Origin of the sequence: Acinetobacter sp. UBA5984 (genome assembly GCF_002429925.1) — a bacterium.
In the GTDB taxonomy this organism is placed as follows: Bacteria; Pseudomonadota; Gammaproteobacteria; order Pseudomonadales; family Moraxellaceae; genus Acinetobacter; species Acinetobacter variabilis.
The window spans coordinates 1-20,268 of sequence record NZ_DJBE01000070.1; the positions used below are offsets into that span (position 1 = coordinate 1).

Sequence of the window (20,268 nt, forward strand, 5' to 3'; positions counted from 1 at the left end):
TTGATTTATGAAAGAGATCTATAATACGGCGTAAATTAATTATGGGTAATTTAGTGGAGGTATGACATGAATGCTCTAAACTTTGCTAACTATATTATTTGGTATGTGAATCAGAAATTTCCAAATACTAGTTTTACTCACGTTAAACTTCAAAAAATTCTTTATTATATTTATTGTGATTTTTTGAAGAAAGGTATTCCACTTTTTGAGGATAAAATCGAAAAGTGGCAATATGGGCCGGTAGTTCCTAGTGTTTATAATAGTTTTCGTTCGTATGGATTCAACCGAATTAGTACACCAGAAACTTCTGTCCGACTAATTAATGATGAAAATGGTTTCCGCTTTGAGCGCGATGATTTTAACCCCAATATTTTAAATTTGAGTACTGAGCAAAGAGATAGACTAGATTTTATAATTCAAAACTTAGTGGAAAAAGAAGCTTTTGAGTTAGTTAATCTTACTCATAAGGAAAAATCTTGGATCAGAGCTGAGCCTAATATTAAAAAAGGCGAAAAAAATATTGTATATTCAGAAGAAGAACTACGTCTTGAAAGTACTGATATCGAAGAACTAATTGGTTAAATTTTTGTGAATAATACATCCATAAAGCTTCTTACTCTTAATGAATTAATAGAATCACATTTAATACCACTTGAAATGACTGCAGAACTGCAACAGCAAATTCTGCAGTCGTTTCTTTTTTTATGTAATGAAATAAATATGATTGATAATAGTACTGGGGAAACTTTTTACCCTATGCCATATCAAGAGATTACAGAATGTATTTATGAACTTGAATTTGAGTTCTCAGCTGAATTGAACAGTGTTATAGAGGGATTAATAGAACCTTTAAAAAAATTGTTAAAATTAGATGGGCTTCCAATAGAAGAAGCAAAAACAGAATTAAATAGAAAATCTGTACACATATTAAATGCATATAAAAGATTTGTATCGCACAATAACTACTGATCAAAAAACCTAAAGAAAACCCCGCAATAAGCGGGGTTTTTTATCTCGAAGTATTTAAGAATTAAACACGTTCGATCACTGTTGCAATACCTTGACCTAGGCCGATACACATCGTCGCAAGACCGATTTGTGTATCTTGCTGTTCCATCACGTTTAACAATGTTGTTGTGATACGCGCACCAGAACAACCCAATGGGTGACCCAATGCAATCGCGCCACCGTTATGGTTCACGATGTCTTGCTTATCATAAATGCCTAAGCCTTTAAGAACAGACAGACCTTGTGCTGCAAATGCTTCGTTCAATTCAAAGGTTTGAATATCAGCAATTGACAGGCCAGCGCGTTTCAACGCTTTTTGTGTTGCCGGAACCGGACCATAACCCATGATCGCAGCATCACAGCCTGCAACCGCCATAGAGCGAATTACAGCACGTGGCTTAAGACCTAAAGCTTGAGCACGTTCAGCAGACATTAGCAACATTGCAGATGCACCATCAGACAAGGCTGAAGAAGTTGCTGCAGTTACTGTACCGCCTTTCGGATCGAAGACTGGACGCAAAGATTTGAACGATTCAAGGTTCGCATCCGGACGGATCACTTCATCGATATCGCACAGAACTTTGTAACCGTCAGCATTATGACCTTCAATGCCTACGATTTCATTCTGGAACATACCATTTTCAGTCGCAGCCCAGGCACGGCGGTGAGATTCTACACCAAACGCATCCTGTTCTTCACGAGTAATGCCGTTCATGCGACCCAGCATTTCAGCAGTCAGGCCCATCATATTTGATGCTTTTGCATAGTGCTTAGATGCAGCAGGGTTCAGGTCGATGCCGTGCATCATGCCTACGTGGCCCATATGCTCTACACCACCGATGATGAAGATATCACCCTGGTTAGTCGCGATCTGTGCAGCCGCAGTGTGGATTGCCTGCATAGAAGAACCACACAGACGGTTAACCGTTTGACCTGCAACAGTCTTAGGAAGATCAGCTAACAATGCGATATTACGCGCAATGTTCATCCCTTGTTCCAGAGTCTGGTTCACACAGCCCCAGATCACATCTTCAACTTCATTCGGGTCAAATTCGTTACGAACCATCAACGCACGGATAAGTTCAGCTGACATGCTGTCGGCACGTACATTGCGGAACATACCGTTTTTCGATTTGCCCATGGCAGTACGTACGCCATCAACAATCACAACGTCACGTGGATTTAAAGTAGCCATTCACGTCACTCCTTAACCGTAGAATTTTTTGTTGTTAGCAGCCATGTCGCGCAATGATTGCGGCGCTTCATAAGCCTTACCTAAGTGCGCGTATTTGTCGCAAAGTGCAACATACTCAGCTACACCAGTCTGGTCGATATAACGGCATGGACCGCCACGGAATGGAGGGAAACCTACACCCATGATCATCGCCATATCTGCTTCAGCTGGAGTTGCAACAATGTTGTCTTCCAGGCAACGAACAGTTTCGTTACAGAAAGCCAGCATCATACGGTCAATGATCTCTTGAGGATCAAATTCGCGTTTTTCAGCAGTTGCAACAGATGCCACAAGCTCGTATGCAGTTGGATCAACCACTTTGGCTTTTTTGCCTTTACGGTCAAGTTCGTATTTGTAGAAACCAACGTCATTCTTTTGACCCAGACGGTTGTTTTCGTACATTACTTGGATTGAACCTTTGAAATCAGGTTTCATACGATCCGGGAAGCCTTCAGCCATGACTTCTGCACCGTGAACGCCAGTATCGATACCAACCACGTCCATCAGGTAAGCAGGACCCATAGGCCAGCCGAATTTTTCCATCACTTTGTCAATTTGCTGGAAGTCAGCACCATCTTTCAGTAACAGGTCAAATGCACCGAAGTAAGGGAACAGTACGCGGTTTACCAGGAAGCCCGGACAGTCATTGACCACGATTGGTGTTTTACCCATTTTCTGAGCAAGAACAACAGTCGTTGCAATCGCTTCAGCAGAAGTCTTCTCACCACGAATCACTTCTACCAGTGGCATCATGTGTACCGGGTTAAAGAAGTGCATACCGACGAAGTTTTCAGGACGTTCCAGATTTTCAGCCAGACGCGTGATTGAAATCGTAGATGTGTTAGACGCAATAATCGTGTTTTCACGTACTTTGGATTCAGTTTCTTTCAGTACGATGCCTTTCACTTTCGGGTTTTCAGTTACTGCTTCGATCACGATGTCGACTTCTTTAAACTCGTCATAGCTTAAAGTAGGACGGATGCGGGCAAGGGTTTCACCCATTTGCGCCGGCTTCATCTTCTTGCGTTCAACCTGCTTGGTCAGCAGTTTGTTTGCTTCAGACATACCCAGTGCAAGTTGCTGGTTACCGATGTCTTTCATGATGATTGGAGTGCCTTTGCTTGCCGCCTGGTAAGCAATACCACCACCCATGATTCCTGCGCCTAGAACGGCAGCCTGGTTCACTGGATGTGCACCTTGTTCATATTTCTTAGAAGTTTTCTTCACCACCTGGTCGTTCAGGAACAGACCGATTAACGCACCCGCTTGTGGAGTTACCGCAGCTTTCGCAAAGCCTTGAGCTTCAACTTTAAGCGCTTCATCGCGGTGTAAGCTTGCACCTGCCTGAAGAGAATCAAGCAATAGTTTAGGCGCTGGGTATTGAGCAGGGTTTGCTTTTGCAAGAACCGCACCTTTCGCCGTATTGAACGCCATCATTTGCTCAAGCATGTTCAGCTTGATTGGATCCAGTTTTTCCTGGCGTTTTGCCTGCCAGTCTAAACGGCCGTGAATCGCCTGTTTCACCAGGTCAATCGCAGCATCTTTCAGTTTGTCTGCAGCAACAACCGCATCAACCGCACCATCTTTCAGTGCAGCAGCCGGTTTTTTCGGAGTAGCCATGGCCATCCATTCAACTGCATTGTCGATACCGATCAGACGGCTTAAACGAACCGTACCACCGAAACCAGGGAAGATACCAAGTTTGATTTCAGGCAGGCCGACTTGCGCCTGTTCTGACATCACACGGTAGTCACAGACTAAGCACATCTCGAAACCGCCACCTAGTGCCATACCGTTAATCGCGGCAACTTTAGGAATGTCCAGGTCTTCGAAGCTGTTAAAAATTTCATGAACTGGTAGTGCCCAGTCAACAATTGCCTGTTCGCCTTGAGCAAAGTTATCGCCGAATTCAGTAATGTCAGCACCTACAATAAATGTAGACTTACCTGAAGTCACGATTAAACCCTGAATGTCAGCAGCGGAAACTGCGTCAATCGCAGCCTTGAAATCTTCAATCGTTGCACGGTTGAATTTGTTAACCGACTCACCTTGTAAGTCAAAGCGGAATTCTGCAATTCCGTCCTCAAGCATTTGGACGGTAATGGCATTGCCAGCGTGGATCATGCCCTGATCTCCTTTATTTTGGAGGACTTCTAAGTTGATGTTGTGAAGCAAGCGCGCATTTCCCGCGCACTTTTTTACTTCGCTAATCTTACGATAACTATATCCAAAAAGAACAACACAAGTTGTATCAAGCCGTGACGCAAGGGTCATCAATTTTTATCGCTCAATCAAGGTGTTGTCATATCAGGAATACAGTGAACCGTTATCGCAGTGTAATGAAGTTATTGTTTCAATTTCACTTTTTTATTGCTGTCGCGGTGTTTTTATAACGCAAATTGACCAGATAGGGAATGTTTGTTGTGTGGTGTTTTGGTCAAAATAGTCAATTGAGATTCAAATCAGCCGCTATGGATGTAAGAAAATGTATGCAACGCTGTGTTCTACAAGCGGGTAGGGAGAGCAAAAGCAGCTTTGTTATAATGCGGCTCAGATGTGACTTTTTTATTTTTTCCCCGTTCTTTTTGGGTATTGATATGTTTAAGTGGATTATTTTGGCCATCTTTGTCATCTCAGCGTTATATATTCAGCGACGTGGCACAGTTCGGCATTCTTTTTATCGCCAGTTTTTTGACCATTCGACCCTGTTTGCACCGATCAATTTTCTGATGTACGCCTTTTCACGCGTACCGAATCAGCCTTATATCGATACGCAGCATTTTAAAGACCTAAAAGTGCTGGATGAAAACTGGGAAATGATTCGTGACGAAGCACAGGCGCTCTATCAGAAAGGTGGGATCAAGGCTTCGAGTAAATATGATGACCTAGGGTTTAACTCATTTTTTAAGACGGGCTGGAAACGCTTCTATTTAAAATGGTATGACTCGGCGCATCCCTCTGCAGCAGAACTCTGCCCAAAAACTACCGCCTTGCTCAAAACCTTGCCAACGATTAAGGCGGCCATGTTTACCGAGCTGGCACCTGACAGCCGTCTGGTCCGTCATCGTGACCCGTATGCCGGTTCATTGCGTTATCACTTGGGCTTAATGACCCCGAATGATGACCGCTGCTTTATCGATGTCGATGGTCAGCGTTATTCCTGGCGCGACGGCGAGAGCGTGGTATTTGATGAAACTTATATCCACTATGCCGAAAACAAGACTGACCAGAACCGGATCATTTTCTTTGCAGATGTCGAGCGACCTTTAAAAACCCGCTGGATGGAACGCTTTAATCACTGGTTTGGCAAAAAGGTAATGACGGCAGCCAGTTCACCGAATGAAGTCGGAGATCAGACCGGTGGCTTAAACAAGGTCTTTGGTTATGTTTATCAACTTCGTGTCAAGGCTAAGGCTTTAAAAGCACAAAACCGCCAGCTGTACTATTTCCTGAAATGGTTCCTGATGCTAGGTATTTTCTTCCTGATCTTTGTTCGTCCTTATCTGTTTGCCTAAGCTGCAAAACAAAATATAGAACGCCCCTCAGGGCGTTTTTTATTACTTATAGAGATTCACCACATCATTCTGATTTTGTGTAAGATAAAACAAAATAGGGGGAAGATGATGCGTGTATTTCGTTCCAAAAAAGACTGGTGGCTGCTGGCATTCTTGATTTGTATGAGCGGTTTGTTATTGCAATTACTACTGACCATGCAGGCCAAAGGGACGATGGCTCAATATCCGGTACATACCGCAGTTTATATACTCACAATCATCTTGGTCTGGTGGCCGGTTTGGAGTACCCGTTATATCGTCCAAGATGGGCAATTGACCATTAAAAGCCTATGGCTGAGCTGGCAAATTCCACTTGGTTCGATTCAAAATATCCAGCCTACAGATCACTCAGAAATTGCACCTGCTTTGTCTTTCAAGCGTTTAAAAGTCAGCTATACATTGGCAGATCGGCAAAAATATGTCCTGATTTCACCTAAAGACCCGGATGCATTGATTCAGGCGATTCGAGCGCATCAAACAGTTTAATTGGAATTGGATGATTGAGGCTGAACTAGCAATTGACCATTAATGCAGTCCAGATGGAGTTGCAGTTGTTCTGGATGGTTCAGGAAATAAATCGCTAAGATTGGTTCCAGTTCAGTCCGTATTTTTCGGCCCAGATGACGGGCTCCATAACGGATGTCATGGCCTTGATAAAAATGAGCCTTGGCTGCATCAGTGAGGTGAATCTGTCGTTTCTGGTGTTGTAGACGTTGATTTAATTTATCCAGCTCAATCTCAACCAGTCGTGGCAGGACATCATTTTGGATGGCCTGATAGTGCAAGGTACGGTCAATCCGGTTCAGGAACTCTGGATCAAACTTGCGCTGCATGACTTTTTCAATGATCTGCTGGGTCGGTACTTTTTTTAGACACAATTGCTGCATTTTCTGCGGCAGATAGCTGAGTTTTTCCAGATATTGTTGCGCGGCCTGTGCACCGACATTACTGGTCATAAAAATCATGCAGTTACGAAAATCGATGGTTTTGGTACCAGCAGTCAACGTCAGTCGGCCGGTATCCAGTACATTCATCAGGCCACGAATTACTTCAGTACTGGCTTTTTCCAGTTCATCAAATAGCATGATGCCGGGGCGGGTATGGCTTCCGGCAATAGCGGTTTCATCAAACAGGCTATGGCCTTCTTTAGAGCCCACATAACCCGGAGGCGCGCCGGTCAGGGCAGCTGCATAATGTTCCTGCGCTAAAGTATTCATATCAATCCGGCAGAAAGCATCTGGACGGCCATAAATCGCTTCGGCAATCAGGAGTACCGTCTCAGTCTTGCCGACACCGGTCGGGCCAAGCATTAAGGTAACCGAAAGCGGACGTTCTGGACTGGAAAAGTCAGCCTTGACCACATGCAGCATTTTTTCAATTTCATTTAAGGCGGCATCCTGACCGATGATCCGTTCCCTAGCAACTGCATCACAGTCTGAGGTTCAAAATGAAAACGCGGTTTCCCAATCAAACGGTCACGCTCAGACTGGCTATGGCTAGAGGTGGCAGGTTGCACAACATGAATACCGGATTGGGAACTTGTCATCTTGGATCATCTCGAGATTGAACCTGTCGAGCATAGCATAGTTAGTTCAGGCGACTTATAGCTTTTAGCAATCACACCATATTGGGTTGCTTATAAATACGGCGGTCTGGGCATAACCTGTTTCACTTTGGATGACAGTTCGGATGAATTTTGTGTCATCGCTTGAAAATGACACATTAAACATCACATATATCTGCATATTGCAGGTGAAAAATAGGTTTTAGGTGAACGAGAACGCACGCCCTCATATTGAAAAAATCTTGGCCAATATGACCACCTTACCCGGGGTCTACCGGATGTATGGCAAAGATGGCGAACTCTTATATGTGGGAAAAGCCAAAAACCTGAAAAATCGGGTGTCCAGTTATTTTGTCAAAACCCTTGATCATCCCAAGACTCAAGCTTTGGTGGCACGGATTTATGACATTCAAACTTTGGTGGTGCGTTCAGAAACTGAAGCTTTACTCTTAGAGCAAAACCTGATCAAGCTGCATCGTCCGCCGTATAACATCATGCTGCGTGATGACAAATCCTATGTCTATATTTTTGTTTCTGCAGACAAGCCTTATCCGCGGATTGCCAGCGGTCGCGGCAAGGGCAAACATCAGGTCGGCAAGTTTTTTGGACCTTATCCGAGTGCTTACAATGCTCGCGATACTTTGGTTATTCTGCAAAAATTATTCAATGTACGTTCCTGTGAGAATGGTTTCTTTGCCAATCGTACTCGACCTTGTTTGCAATATCAGATCAAGCGCTGTTCCGGCCCTTGTGTCGGCCTGATTTCACCTGAGGATTATCAGGAAGATGTTAATAACTCGATTCGCTTCCTGCAAGGCGATACTAAAGAGCTGAATCAGGAACTGATTGCCAAGATGGAAGCAGCCGCAGAAAATCTGGAATTTGAAAAAGCGGTATTTTATCGTGACCGGATGGCGTTACTGCGTGATGTACAGGCCCAGCAAGCGATTTATAAAGTCAAAGGTGAGGCAGATATTCTGGCGATTGCCTATCAGGCAGGGGTGACTTGTGTGCAGATCATGCATGTGCGTAATGGCAAGATGCTCGGCGGTAAAGGCTATTTTCCGGATATGCTGAGTGATGATCTGGGGCAAATGCTCTCGGATTTTATTGCCAATTTCTATTTTCAGGTTGCTGATGAAATTCCATCTGAACTGATCGTGAATATTGAAATGCCAGATCGGAAGGAACTTGAAGCCGCACTTTCTCAACATTTTAATAAGAAGATTCAGATCAAGTCCAAAGTCCGGGAAACCCGTGCCGAATGGCTGGAACTGGCACAGATGAATGTGCAGCATGCCATTCAGGGCAAGCTGGCTAATCACTTTGAATTGAATGAACGTTTCCATCAGTTAGAAGAGGTGGTGGGACGGCCGGTAGATCGGATTGAGTGTTTCGATATCTCGCATACCATGGGTGAAGATACGGTTGCTTCTTGCGTAGTCTTTGATAGTGGAGGCGCGCGCAAACGCGATTATCGTCAGTTTTCTATCAATGATATTCAGGCAGGTGATGACTATGCCGCGATGCGTCAGGCCTTAACCCGTCGTTATAAAAAAGCCATGCTGCCAGATTTGCTGCTGATTGATGGTGGTAAAGGGCAGTTGCATATGGCGATGGAAGTCATGCAGGAACTTGGACTGGATGCCTTTATGGTTGGTGTGTCTAAAGGTGAAGGGCGTAAGCCAGGTTTGGAAACTCTGCATTTTACCGATGGCAGCAAGATTCAGCTTCCAGAAGATCATAAGGCCCTGCATCTAATCCAGCAGGTACGTGATGAAGCCCACCGTTTTGCTATTACCCGGCATCGGGCCAAACGCGATAAAAAACGTGGCTCATCGGTATTGGAGGTGATTCCGGGACTGGGGCCGAAGCGCCGTCGTGATTTATTGACCCATTTTGGCGGGATTCAGGGCGTGCTTAAAGCTTCAGAAAAAGACCTGCAACTCGTACCAGGTCTGGGTTCTGTGATGGCCCGGATGATTTATAAAGTTCTGCATGAGTAATCGTTTTATATCAATTACAAGTGCAAAAATGCACATTGACCTTCGAGTCAAAGGTCATTTCTATTCATAGATTTTTCCAGCAATATATCGGTTCATCAGACAAAGTTGAAGGATCGATATGTCGTTGCAAGCACTGTACGCACAAATTGCGCAGCAAGAATGGATTGAAATGCCGACAGGCTGGGAGCAAGGGAGAACCATCTACGGCGGACTTGCGGCTGCAGTCATGATGCAAAAAGCCGTGGTAACAATCAATGATCCTGCTAAACGTCTGCTGAGTACCAGTGTGACTTTTGTTGGCCCGGTACAGGAAGGCAAAGCACGCCTGACTGAGGAAATTCTGCGTGAAGGCAAATCGGTCACTACCATCGAAGTGCGTCTATGGCAGGATGACGCTGTTCAAAGCATTCTGATTGCCAGTTTCGGCGTAGCGCGCGATTCTAGCATTCAGGTACATCAGGAAATCCAGGCTCCGGATTATGCTCCTCCTGAAATCCTGTTCCAGATTCCTGCACAGTTCAAGCTTCCAAAGTGTTTTGATCATTTTGAACTCAGATGGGCGGATTTGAATCTGCCGTGCAGTTCAAGTGTACGTCCTGATTTTGAAGGCTGGTGCCGCTTCCATCCAGATCAACATTCTGACCGTGAATTTCAGTTAGCTGACCTGATGGCCATTTTTGATATCTGGCCACCTGGGGTGTTACCGATGTTTCAGACACTGGCCCCGGCGAGCAGCCTGACCTGGACTGTAACCTATGTGCATCCAGTGCAGCATCAGCTACATGATTGGTTTAAATATAAAGTGATTACCGACCATGCGGCTGATGGTTATTCAACAGAACATGCCTATCTGTGGGATGCAGAAAATCGGCTGATTGCGATGGCCAGACAGACAGTGACGGTGTTTGCCTAGTGACACTTCAAGTCAATTCGTATAAAGTGAAGCGTATTAATGATGGATTAAACCTCGAAAAAAGTGTGCATTTTCATCGTACATGAGGGGAACAATTGGCGGTGTCTATGACTACAGGTCGTATCCTGAATATTCCAAATATCTTGACCTTGGCTCGTATTATCCTGATTCCGGTTTTTTTATTGGTCGCATATTGGCCACCGGCAATGGGATTTAATGAAACCAGTCCTGATGTGACTCGGCATATTATCTTAACGACAATTTTTGTAGTGGCTGCAGTCACTGACTGGTTTGATGGTTATCTAGCGCGTACTCTGAATCAGACGTCTGCTTTTGGTCGCTTTTTAGATCCGGTTGCAGACAAGTTGATGGTCGCTGCTGCACTCATTGTATTGGTACAATGGCAACCTTCAGTTTCTATGGCTTTTGCAGCCATTGTGATTATTTCACGGGAAATTACAGTTTCAGCTTTACGTGAATGGATGGCTGAACTTGGTGCGCGTACCAGTGTGGCGGTGTCTACAGTGGGTAAATACAAAACCGCGTTTCAGATGATTGCGATTACAGTATTTCTGCTGAACTGGCCACCGCTAGAAATGCTGGCTTATGCGTTGCTATATACAGCTGTGGTACTGACCTTATGGTCGATGTTTATTTACCTAAAAGCAGCTTGGCCATATCTGAAACAGCCTTAATCAATAAAAGCTCCTTAAAAGGGGCTTTTTTTATAGCTAAAAATAGAGAATATAAAAATAACAGGCAAAAAAATACCCAGCCTTTGGGGGAAGAACTGGGATGAAATCGGGGGTATTTCTCAGTTATTATTATAGTTATTCAAAGATATCTCATCTTCTTGCTAGTCATTATAGGGAGCGCCTTACACAAAATCATGTGGTTTCTTGTAGCTGAATGTTGTGTTTTGTGAGAGCAATGTATACAGAATTTACAATTGATTATTTTGATACAAATCTGATTGCTTTTCAGTAAGATAATAGCTGCTTAAATTTAAAAAACACGGTAGGAAAATGACAGGTTTTAAGCCTGTTTTTTAGCTCAATAATTTTCGATTTCATGAAAGTTAGAATAGTTTTTAGAGTGCTTTTAAGAGAAATAGAATATCTATAGAAAAAGAATACTCGAGGAGTCTCTTGCCAGGTATTTAACTCATGTTCTGGTGAAGAAATAATTTTCAAATTAAAAAGGGAATTCTTTTTATAGGTTACTTTTTTTATGGCATTCGAAGTGATACCTTTCGCTTAATTTACGTAAAAGAAAAGCTTGAGCTTAGATAAAAAAATTTCCATGTAAGGAGTTTTTTATTCTATGAACTCATAGCTGCTTGTCTTGCGTAATTTTTAGAGCAGTACTCTTTCCAATAAAAAAAGAGCCTTAAAAGAGACTCTTTTTAAATGCTTGCCTACGCGGACTTTGTCCTTGTCTTGCGTAAAAAAGAAAAGCAGTGCTTTGTTTTTTACTCAGGCTTTAGCCCTTCAGCTTTTTCCAATGATTCATCATTGTTAAAGAACTTCTCGCGTTGCTCTTCAAGGAACTTTTTCGCATCCGGTTCAAACACGTTTAAACGCTTTTCATTGATCAGCGTGGTCTGGTGTTTCAGCCATTCTTGCCAAGCCTGTTTAGATATCGTATCAAACAGTTCCTGACCCTTTGCACCCGGGAATGGTGCAAAGTCTAAACCTTCCATTTCTTGTTGATACTTACGGCAAAAAACTTGTCGAGACATATCAATACTCCAATTTAAAGCGAAAGCAATTAAGCGTAAAGTTTCTCTAGGCGAGCATGCGCACGTTCGATCGCAGCTTCAACCTGTGCAGGTGCAGTACCACCAATGTGATTACGTGCATTCACAGATGCTTCTAAAGTCAGGGCTTTTTCAAATACATCTGCCTGAATCAGATCAGAGAACTGTTGCAGTTGCTCAAGTGTTAGTTCAGACAGATCTTTACCTTCCTGTACGCCTAGAGCTACCGCTTTACCCACAATTTCATGAGCATCACGGAAAGCCACGCCATTTTTTACCAGATAATCTGCCAGGTCAGTCGCCGTTGAGAAACCGCGAAGTGCAGCTTCACGCATGATTTCAATATTTGGAACCAATGCAGGAATCATGTCAGCGAATGCCACCAATGAACCACGAACGGTATCAATCGCGTCAAATAATGGCTCTTTATCTTCCTGGTTATCTTTGTTATAAGCAAGTGGTTGACCTTTCATTAAGGTCAATAGGCTCATCAGATCACCATATACACGGCCGGTTTTACCACGGATCAGTTCAGGTACATCCGGGTTTTTCTTCTGTGGCATGATCGAAGAACCAGTGCAGAAACGGTCTGGAATATTTACGAACTTGAACTGAGCCGATGTCCACAGGATCATTTCTTCAGACATACGTGATAGGTGCATCATAATTAAAGATGCCGCAGCATTGAATTCGATACCAAAATCACGGTCAGAAACGGCATCTAAAGAGTTTTCAGCTACAGCTTCAAAACCTAGAAGCTCAGCGGTATAAGCACGGTCAATTGGGTAAGTCGTACCTGCCAGAGCAGCAGAACCGAGTGGCATACGGTTAACACGTTTACGGCAATCAATCAGACGCTCAGAGTCACGTACCAGCATTTCAAACCAAGCCATTAAGTGATGACCAAAAGTCACTGGCTGTGCAGTTTGCAGATGGGTAAAACCTGGCATGATGGTATTGGTATTTTTCGCTGCCAGACCCAGGATGCCTTTTTGCAATTTTTTCAGTAATTCCAGGATCGCATCGATTTCATCACGTACATACAGGCGGATATCTGTGGCAACCTGGTCATTACGGCTACGGCCCGTATGCAATTTTTTACCGGTAATGCCGATACGCTGAGTCAGGCGCGACTCAATGTTCATATGCACATCTTCAAGGTCAATGCGCCATTCGAAGTTACCTGCTTCAATATCTGCTTTAATGGCAGTCAGACCTTCGATAATGTCATCACGTTCCTGTTCGGTCAGTACGCCAACTTTTGCCAGCATAGTTGCATGTGCAATCGAGCCTGCAATGTCTTGTTTATAAAAACGTTGGTCAAATTGAACAGATGCTGTAAATTCAGCAACAAAAGCATCAGTCGCTTCAGAGAAACGACCGCCCCACATACCCGAAGTCTGGGCTTGTGATGGATTTGAGGAATTAGAAGATGTGGTCATGTCGGCTCAATCAGATTAAAAGCAGTAGAACGAAAAAGAGTATAACAAATTCAAAGCCCGTTGCCGAAGTCCAAGTCGATCAATCTTTTACATCTCCGACTGGATCAGCGCAAAGCTCCTATTTTTTTAGCCAGATTGGCAAGCTGCACTATTTACTGGAAATGTTTATTGGCGGCAATGTGCTGGCCATGGTCTTGGCCTTGGCAAAAGCACAATCCTGGCAAGCGCTCAATCTGGCAGATCTGCTTCAATATATGCTGTATATCAACTGGATACTGTTATGTTTTGCAGCGCTGGTCGAGCTTTTTCATCAGCATTTTCAGCGCATGGGGATTAAGCTGGCATTAATCTGCGGATTTCTGCTGTTGCAGGCGATTGTTTTGGTAACTACGACCAGTCTGAATGTACTGACTTATTTTGGCAGTAATTTGAATTTTCAGGGACTGAGTCTGGCAATCGCACTGGAACAGGTCGGCCTACATCTGAGTTTTGGTATCCTGTTAGGTATGTTCTGTTTTCGCTATTTGTATTTGCGTGAACAATGGGCGCAGCAGCAGCACAGTGAATTAAATGCACGGATTCAGGCCATGCAGGCTAGGATTCATCCGCATTTTCTGTTTAATAGTCTCAATAGTGTAATCAGCCTGATCAGTATCGACCCGGACAAAGCCGAACAAATGTTGCTGAATTTGTCCCGTTTATTTCGGGCCAGTTTTCAGGAATTGAAACTGGTCAAATTGCAGGAAGAAATTGAACTCTGCCAGCGCTATCTGGAGATTGAACAGATTCGTCTGGGAGAGCGTTTACAGGTCGAATGGAAATTAGAAAACAAAGACTTATACTCACAAGTCCAAATTCCATTATTGACTTTACAACCCCTAGTGGAAAATAGTATTTTCCATGGAGTTGAAAAAATTTTGACAAAGAGTACCATAAGCATATTGATTGAAATCTTGCAAAATCAAATTAATATCATCATAACAAACCCTTATACGCAGGATAATAAAACATTAAAAAAGGGACATGGTATTGCAATTGAAAATGTCAGACAGCGTCTGGAAGCTTATTACGGACCTACGATGACGTTTCAGACTTTCGCCGGTGGAGGGGTGTTTACCACGGTTGTGCAATATCGCTATAAATAAAAATAAATCAAGGAAATCACAGTTAACTTATAATCAAATGAATAATGTTGACTGGATTAAGGAGGAGAAATGGACGTCCTGATTTGTGACGATGAGCCTTTGGCTGTCGAGCGACTATCACGTTTAGTCTCTCAACTGGGGCATGATGTGGTTGCAACAGCTACACATGGTCGTCAAGCAATTGATCTGGCTCATCAGCATGAACCTGATGTCATCTTATTAGATATTCAAATGCCTGAAATGGATGGTTTGACCTGTGCGCAGCATTTGCGTCAGCTCGACCCAATGCCGGCTATTGTCTTTTGTACGGCCTATGACCAACACGCGCTGGATGCATTCAAGTCTAATGCAGACGGCTACCTGCTTAAACCGGTGATGCAACAGGAATTGGCACAGGTTTTAGAGCATTTAATTAAACTTACCCAAGCTCAAATGAGCCAACTAAAACAAAAAGAAAATATGGAAGAAATCAATATCAGCCGCCATCAAATTGCGGCAAAGACCTATCGCGGGGTCGAATTGGTGCCAGTTGAAAATATCTATTATTTTCTGGCGGATCAAAAATATGTGACTGTACGCCATAAAAACGGCAGTGTCCTGATTGATGAAACCCTGAAGGAGTTGGAACAGGAGTTTGGACATCAGTTCATCAGGATTCACCGTAATGCACTGGTTTCGGTTCACTATCTGGAAGGCTTGGAAGTGGTAAGTTCCGGCCAGTATCAGGTGCGTTGTCGTGAACTGGAAGAGCGTCTGGCGGTCAGTCGGCGTCATTTGCCATTCTTGCGGGAACGGATTCAGAAACTCTAAACGGATCAATGAGTTCGTCTGGAACAGCATTGAAACATGCATAAATTCGCTTGCATTTTCAAGTGAGCAGGTTAAGTTTAGACTATTATTCTCATTGACTGTTTATTGAAATTTATGAAGACCCTAAAAATTGCTACTCGACAAAGTCCACTTGCGCTCTGGCAGGCGGAACATATCCGTGCACGCTTACAGGACCTGCATGCTGGACTTCAGGTCGAGTTAGTCACTTTTGTTACACAGGGCGATAAAATTCTTGATACGCCATTGGCTAAAATTGGCGGTAAGGGCTTATTTGTAAAAGAATTAGAAGCAGCCTTACTAGATGGCCGTGCCGATCTGGCAGTCCATTCAATGAAAGATGTCCCGATGGCCTTGCCTGAAGGCTTATCTTTGGCAGTTATCTGTGAACGTGAAGATCCACTGGATGCTTTTGTCTCAAATACTTATGCCAGTTTCGACGAATTGCCTCAAGGTGCCAAAGTCGGAACTTCGAGCTTGCGCCGTAAAACGCAGATTTTAAAACAGCGTCCGGACCTTGAGATTATCGATTTACGCGGTAATGTCGGTACACGCTTATCCAAACTGGATGCAGGTCAGTATGATGCAATTATTTTAGCCAGTGCCGGTTTAAAACGCTTGGGCCTTGCAGATCGTATTCGTCATAGTATTGTGCCTGAAGTAAGTTTACCCGCAGTAGGACAGGGTGCATTGGGCCTGGAATGCCGGAGTGGAGATCAAGCGGTATTAGATTTAATCCAGCCTCTATTACATGCAGAAACTGATGCGTGTGTCCGTGCCGAACGTGCCTTTAATGCCTATCTGGAAGGTGGCTGTCAGGTGCCAATCGCAGGCTATGCCACTTTAAACGAAGGTGTCATTTCGATTGAAGGCCGGGTCGGTAGTGTAGATGGCGCAACTTTGCTACGTGCACAGCAAAGCGGAAACATGGCAGATGCAGAGCAATTGGGCGTGCAGCTGGCCAAAGCTTTGCTAGATCAGGGCGCAGGCGAGTTATTGAAAGCCCTTTATTCAAAATAATGTTGTTCATTAATACCCGTCCGAGTGATCGTGCTGCAAATTTAACGCAAGCCCTACAGAAAGCGCAGATTCCGGTGATAGAGTTGCCCTTGCTAGAACTGGTACAGCAGCCTTATANNGCTGCCCAGATTGGCATGCAATATTTGCAGCAGGCAGGTCTATCATTGCATGATCTTGGAAGTATCCAGTGGGTCGCTGTAGGTAAAGCTACCGAGCAGGCTTTAGCAAGCTACGGTATCCAGAGTTATGTGCCTGATGTGGAGACTTCGGAAGGGATGCTGCAATTGCCTGTACTGCAGCAGTTAGCTACCGGATCAACCGTCGCTTTTTGGCGAGGTGAGGGTGGGCGTCAGTTTATGATGCAGCATTTAAAGGATCAGCAAATTCATATATTGAATTTCATTTTATATGATCGTCAGTGTCCGCCAGTTGCTTCTAAGATATTAGCTAAACATTTGACGAGTCTTGAAGCTAATCCTTGTTATGCAGTCTTGGTCAGCAGTGAAGCGAGCTGGCTTAACTGGCTAGCCTTGATGCAGCCTTATCCGCATCTCATCAATCGGGCATTGTATTTGGTTTTAGGGCCACGTTTGGCTGCCATGCTTGGGGAATATCAACAGCAACATCAGGCTGGTTTTCAATTCGCTCAGTTAGAGGACTTAAGCGGATCGACGATTTTGCAGCAGCTACTGATGTACTAGGAAACGCATGAAAAAATTATTCATTGTTTTTTTCATCTTGAGCTTGGCGTGGATTGCCAAGCTGAGCTATGACCTGTTTGGTTTGAATTCAGCACAGACTGAATTGACCCAGAATTTTAAGCAGCTGCAACAGCAGAATACCAATCTGAATGATCAGCTAGTGGCTTTAAAACGTCAGGTTGCTACGAGCCAAGCAGCAAACCCTGAAACACCGAACAAGGGGACAGTTCAGGATACTCCTGTAGCTGATTTGCAGGATGATCTGCCTTTGGTCGAGCAATATCTGGATCTGGTTGAGTTTGCCTTGCAGCAGCAACAATATGCAATGGCTATGGAAAAGTTGAATCAATTATCCAATCAGCTTGAACATCTAGAACTGGCACCTGCTCTTCTGGGTAGCCTGAATCAGGCGATTGACAAGGATCGAGAAGTCCTTAAGCAGTTCATCAACAATCGTTTAGTACAACAGAATAAATTAAAAGAATTACTGCAACAGATTGATGTTGAGATGGAAAAGGAAATCCAGGTGCAGCATCAGCACCGCGCTACATCCCAAAGCTCATTCTGGCAGCGCTGGATTCAGATTGAATCAGTCGAGAAGCCGAGTGCAGTCTTAATGCAGCGTAATCTGGTCTTAAAAGAAGCTCAGCTGCGTTTACTGATTGCAGAAAATAGTGTGCAACAAGGACAACAGGTAGCTTTCCAGCAAGCCCTGAAAAGTGTGATCGAGGTATTGGCTCAACTTCCAGATGTGCAAAGCAAACAATGGATTCAACGACTGGAGCAAATTAAGGCAGCACCTCAGACGCCTACTCCTCAGCTCAATACGCGTACCCTGATCGGTTAATTGCTTATGAAACAGATTTTACTTGCTTATTTACTGGTTGGTTTGTTGGGCTTAGCGATCTTGAGTGTACTGAGCTATGGTTATGGTGCGGGCTATGTGTATTTGTACTGGCGCGAACTACAGATCCAGACCACTTTCTGGTTTCTGGTGGGCCTACTCATCGCAATCAGCTTCCTGATGCATATGCTGTGGTATGCGACCAAACGTTATCTCAGCTTTAAACGGCGTAAACATGAAACGGTATTCAGCTTTGCACGCCTGCATCCTTATGAGCAGTTAGCTGTGGTTTGGTTATTAAATGCTGCACAGGATCAACGGGATTTTATCCAGCAGTCTTTTAATCAGTCGGGATTGCTCAAGCATATTATTGATGCCCGATTATCTTGGGGACAGCAACAATATAGCGAAGCATTGAGTAGTTTAAATCAGTCCAATCCTATGGCATTTGAACTGGCAGAATTACAGCGAATTGAAATCTATTTATCGCAGCAGGATGGTCAGCAGGCATTAACGCATTTAGAATTTTTAAATCAGCATGAGTTATCCCCTTGGTTAAGACGAGTCAAAACCGCTTATGAGCAGCGTTTAAATGCTTTATGGGGGCAATTTGCCTTACAGTTTCCCTGGTTATATTTACGTTCAACCAAATATGGACATTTAGACCAAGAAGTAAAAAAAATATGGCTGCAGCAATTATTAATAGCTTATGACCAGGCCACTGAAGATGATTTAGAATATTTAAAACAACGTTATCTGGATTTAAAACAGGACATATTTAACCGTGACTATGAAGTCAAGCTATTATGGTTGAAACTGTTATTTAGAATACCGGAAATGAGTGTTGAGCATGAAAGCCTTGCTAAACATTTACTGGAACTCCAATTTAATCAGGATGTATTTTATTTATGGTTCCAGCAGCAGTTATTAAAGCAGTTTCCAGATTATGCAGATATTGAGCAGCAGATCTCAGTTTGGGGTGCAAAATATACTGCACTGCCTATATTAAGTTTTGCCAAATGGCATATTCTGCAGGCAACTGGCCGGGTAGAAGAAGCTCAGCAATTGCTGGATCTCTATCCAGATGACATCCGCATGAGCTATTTGAGAATTAAATCTGTATTGCAGGGAAGAGAGGATTTAATACAGCAGTTAAATGCCGTATTTGAATCGAATGTTAATTTTATCGAAATCAGAATTTGAGGAAATAATGTCAGAATTACAACAATATCCGGTGATTTATTCGCAAACTGTTGCATGGGGAGACATGGATGCGTTTGGGCATGTTAATAATGCCACGTATTACCGTTATATAGAAAGTGCCCGTTTGGCTTATTTGGGTAAATTAAATATTTTTGATGAAGATATTTTAACAGTGGTGGCTTCGAATCAATGCCGTTATTTAAAACCTGTAGTTTACCCAGATCAATTAAAAGTGGCGGCACGAATTGATGAAATTCGGAATAGTGCAGTCAGAATGCATTATTTATTATGGAGTGAACAGCAGCAAAGTATCGTGGCTACTTCAGAAGCAGTAATTGTATGTTTAAATAAAAATATGCAGAAAACTGAAATACCTGAAAATATTCGAGAAAAAATAAAATCGCTGGAATTAACTGTACAACATGCCATTTAATATTAGTGTTTCATCTCTAATTTAATGATTAATTTTGTAATGACCTTTAAGTTTATTGTTATACATTTAAAATTTTATATTGAATATTACACTTAATATAAATATGATGGGTCCGTTATTTATTAAAAGAAATAATGCTATTTATTGGAGAACATGATGCCAGACATTACAAATTTATCAGTTGAAGAGTTAAAACGTTTACAAGCAGAAGCTGAGTCTTTAATTGCTTTGAAAAAAGATCAGGAAATTGAAGATGCTTATCATCAGGTATTGGAGATTGCCGATAAGGTAGGCTTAACGATTGAACAGCTTCTTGAATTTGGTGCTTCTAAACGTAAAAAAACTGCACGTAAGTCTGTAGAGCCACGTTATCGCAGTAAAAGCAATCCGGAAGACACCTGGACTGGTCGCGGTAAACAGCCACGCTGGTTAGTTGCTGAATTAGAGAAGGGCGCAAAACTGGAAGATTTTGTAATCTAATCCTTCTGCCTTATTATTCATCATCAGGTTATTTACAAACGGCCTGTGATTGATCAGCCAAGCACATCCTGCTTGGTTTTTTTATGCCTATGAATTGGCGTCAGAGAAAAAGTGTGCATAATGTGATTATAAAA

Annotated in this window: 19 protein-coding genes and 1 pseudogene; 15 read left to right on the forward strand and 5 right to left on the reverse strand. The window is 43.2% G+C overall.

Annotated features, from left to right (window positions below; translation table 11 throughout):
* Positions 1-66 precede the first annotated feature (66 nt).
* Positions 67-582, forward strand: coding sequence for a Panacea domain-containing protein (locus B3J29_RS11320; protein ID WP_005232581.1), 516 nt, complete (start codon positions 67-69; stop codon positions 580-582).
* 6 nt (positions 583-588) lie between these two features.
* On the forward strand, positions 589-969 hold the full coding sequence (locus B3J29_RS11325; RefSeq protein WP_158651683.1) for a hypothetical protein: 381 nt from the start codon (positions 589-591) through the stop codon (positions 967-969).
* A 61-nt stretch (positions 970-1,030) separates the two neighbouring features.
* Here B3J29_RS11325 and fadA read toward each other — a convergent pair whose 3' ends face one another.
* Together fadA and fadB are read right to left on the reverse strand one after the other, a co-directional pair.
* Complete coding sequence (fadA, locus tag B3J29_RS11330) at positions 1,031-2,203, reverse strand: acetyl-CoA C-acyltransferase FadA (protein ID WP_005232579.1); 1,173 nt, start codon at positions 2,201-2,203, stop codon at positions 1,031-1,033.
* Between the two features lie 12 nt (positions 2,204-2,215).
* Complete coding sequence (gene fadB / locus B3J29_RS11335; protein WP_005232577.1) at positions 2,216-4,366, reverse strand: fatty acid oxidation complex subunit alpha FadB; 2,151 nt, start codon at positions 4,364-4,366, stop codon at positions 2,216-2,218.
* Between the two features lie 473 nt (positions 4,367-4,839).
* On the opposite strand from fadB, the gene lpxO reads away from it, so the two are divergent.
* Both lpxO and B3J29_RS11345 read left to right on the forward strand, forming a co-directional pair.
* Entirely contained in the window at positions 4,840-5,757 is a 918-nt protein-coding gene (gene lpxO, locus B3J29_RS11340; protein ID WP_034580362.1) for a lipid A hydroxylase LpxO, read from the forward strand.
* 108 nt (positions 5,758-5,865) lie between these two features.
* On the forward strand, positions 5,866-6,282 hold the full coding sequence (locus B3J29_RS11345) for a PH domain-containing protein (RefSeq protein ID WP_005232573.1): 417 nt from the start codon (positions 5,866-5,868) through the stop codon (positions 6,280-6,282).
* Here B3J29_RS11345 and B3J29_RS11350 read toward each other — a convergent pair.
* Positions 6,279-7,342: pseudogene (locus tag B3J29_RS11350) on the reverse strand (AAA family ATPase). The gene B3J29_RS11345 and the pseudogene B3J29_RS11350 sit on opposite strands and share 4 nt — an antisense overlap.
* A 224-nt stretch (positions 7,343-7,566) precedes the next feature.
* On the opposite strand from B3J29_RS11350, the gene uvrC reads away from it, so the two are divergent.
* From uvrC to pgsA, 3 genes are all read left to right on the forward strand, one after another.
* A complete protein-coding gene (gene uvrC / locus B3J29_RS11355; RefSeq protein WP_005232569.1) occupies positions 7,567-9,366 on the forward strand; it encodes an excinuclease ABC subunit UvrC in 1,800 nt (599 codons plus the stop codon).
* 118 nt (positions 9,367-9,484) lie between these two features.
* Positions 9,485-10,279: a thioesterase family protein gene (locus B3J29_RS11360; protein WP_005232567.1), complete on the forward strand. Its 795-nt coding sequence runs from the start codon at positions 9,485-9,487 to the stop codon at positions 10,277-10,279.
* 107 nt (positions 10,280-10,386) lie between these two features.
* Positions 10,387-10,974, forward strand: coding sequence for a CDP-diacylglycerol--glycerol-3-phosphate 3-phosphatidyltransferase (gene pgsA, locus B3J29_RS11365; protein ID WP_034580359.1), 588 nt, complete (start codon positions 10,387-10,389; stop codon positions 10,972-10,974).
* A gap of 776 nt (positions 10,975-11,750) precedes the next feature.
* Here the strand turns inward: pgsA and B3J29_RS11370 are convergent.
* Positions 11,751-12,020, reverse strand: coding sequence for an oxidative damage protection protein (locus B3J29_RS11370; protein ID WP_005232563.1), 270 nt, complete (start codon positions 12,018-12,020; stop codon positions 11,751-11,753).
* Positions 12,021-12,049: 29 nt separating this feature from the next.
* Positions 12,050-13,480 (reverse strand): argininosuccinate lyase, encoded by a 1,431-nt coding sequence (argH, locus tag B3J29_RS11375; RefSeq protein WP_051069682.1) that lies wholly within the window; start codon positions 13,478-13,480, stop codon positions 12,050-12,052.
* Here argH and B3J29_RS11380 point away from each other — a divergent pair.
* The 8 genes from B3J29_RS11380 to B3J29_RS11415 all read left to right on the forward strand — a co-directional run bounded on the left by B3J29_RS11380 (position 13,471) and on the right by B3J29_RS11415 (position 20,134).
* On the forward strand, positions 13,471-14,625 hold the full coding sequence (locus tag B3J29_RS11380) for a sensor histidine kinase (protein ID WP_175966616.1): 1,155 nt from the start codon (positions 13,471-13,473) through the stop codon (positions 14,623-14,625). The genes argH and B3J29_RS11380 overlap by 10 nt on opposite strands.
* A 69-nt stretch (positions 14,626-14,694) precedes the next feature.
* Positions 14,695-15,435, forward strand: coding sequence for a LytR/AlgR family response regulator transcription factor (locus B3J29_RS11385; RefSeq protein ID WP_005232557.1), 741 nt, complete (start codon positions 14,695-14,697; stop codon positions 15,433-15,435).
* Between the two features lie 114 nt (positions 15,436-15,549).
* Complete coding sequence (hemC, locus tag B3J29_RS11390) at positions 15,550-16,473, forward strand: hydroxymethylbilane synthase (protein ID WP_005232550.1); 924 nt, start codon at positions 15,550-15,552, stop codon at positions 16,471-16,473.
* Positions 16,473-17,174, forward strand: coding sequence for a uroporphyrinogen-III synthase (locus B3J29_RS11395; RefSeq protein WP_286965550.1), 702 nt, complete (start codon positions 16,473-16,475; stop codon positions 17,172-17,174). Before hemC ends, B3J29_RS11395 begins: the two co-directional genes overlap by 1 nt.
* A gap of 7 nt (positions 17,175-17,181) precedes the next feature.
* Positions 17,182-18,021 carry a hypothetical protein gene (locus tag B3J29_RS11400; RefSeq protein WP_005232548.1) on the forward strand — a complete coding sequence of 280 codons (840 nt, stop codon included), beginning with the start codon at positions 17,182-17,184 and terminating at the stop codon, positions 18,019-18,021.
* 6 nt (positions 18,022-18,027) lie between these two features.
* Positions 18,028-19,221, forward strand: coding sequence for a hypothetical protein (locus B3J29_RS11405; protein ID WP_005232547.1), 1,194 nt, complete (start codon positions 18,028-18,030; stop codon positions 19,219-19,221).
* Between the two features lie 7 nt (positions 19,222-19,228).
* A complete protein-coding gene (locus B3J29_RS11410; protein ID WP_005232545.1) occupies positions 19,229-19,654 on the forward strand; it encodes an acyl-CoA thioesterase in 426 nt (141 codons plus the stop codon).
* 153 nt (positions 19,655-19,807) lie between these two features.
* Positions 19,808-20,134: an H-NS family nucleoid-associated regulatory protein gene (locus B3J29_RS11415; protein ID WP_104426706.1), complete on the forward strand. Its 327-nt coding sequence runs from the start codon at positions 19,808-19,810 to the stop codon at positions 20,132-20,134.
* Positions 20,135-20,268: the final 134 nt, after the last annotated feature.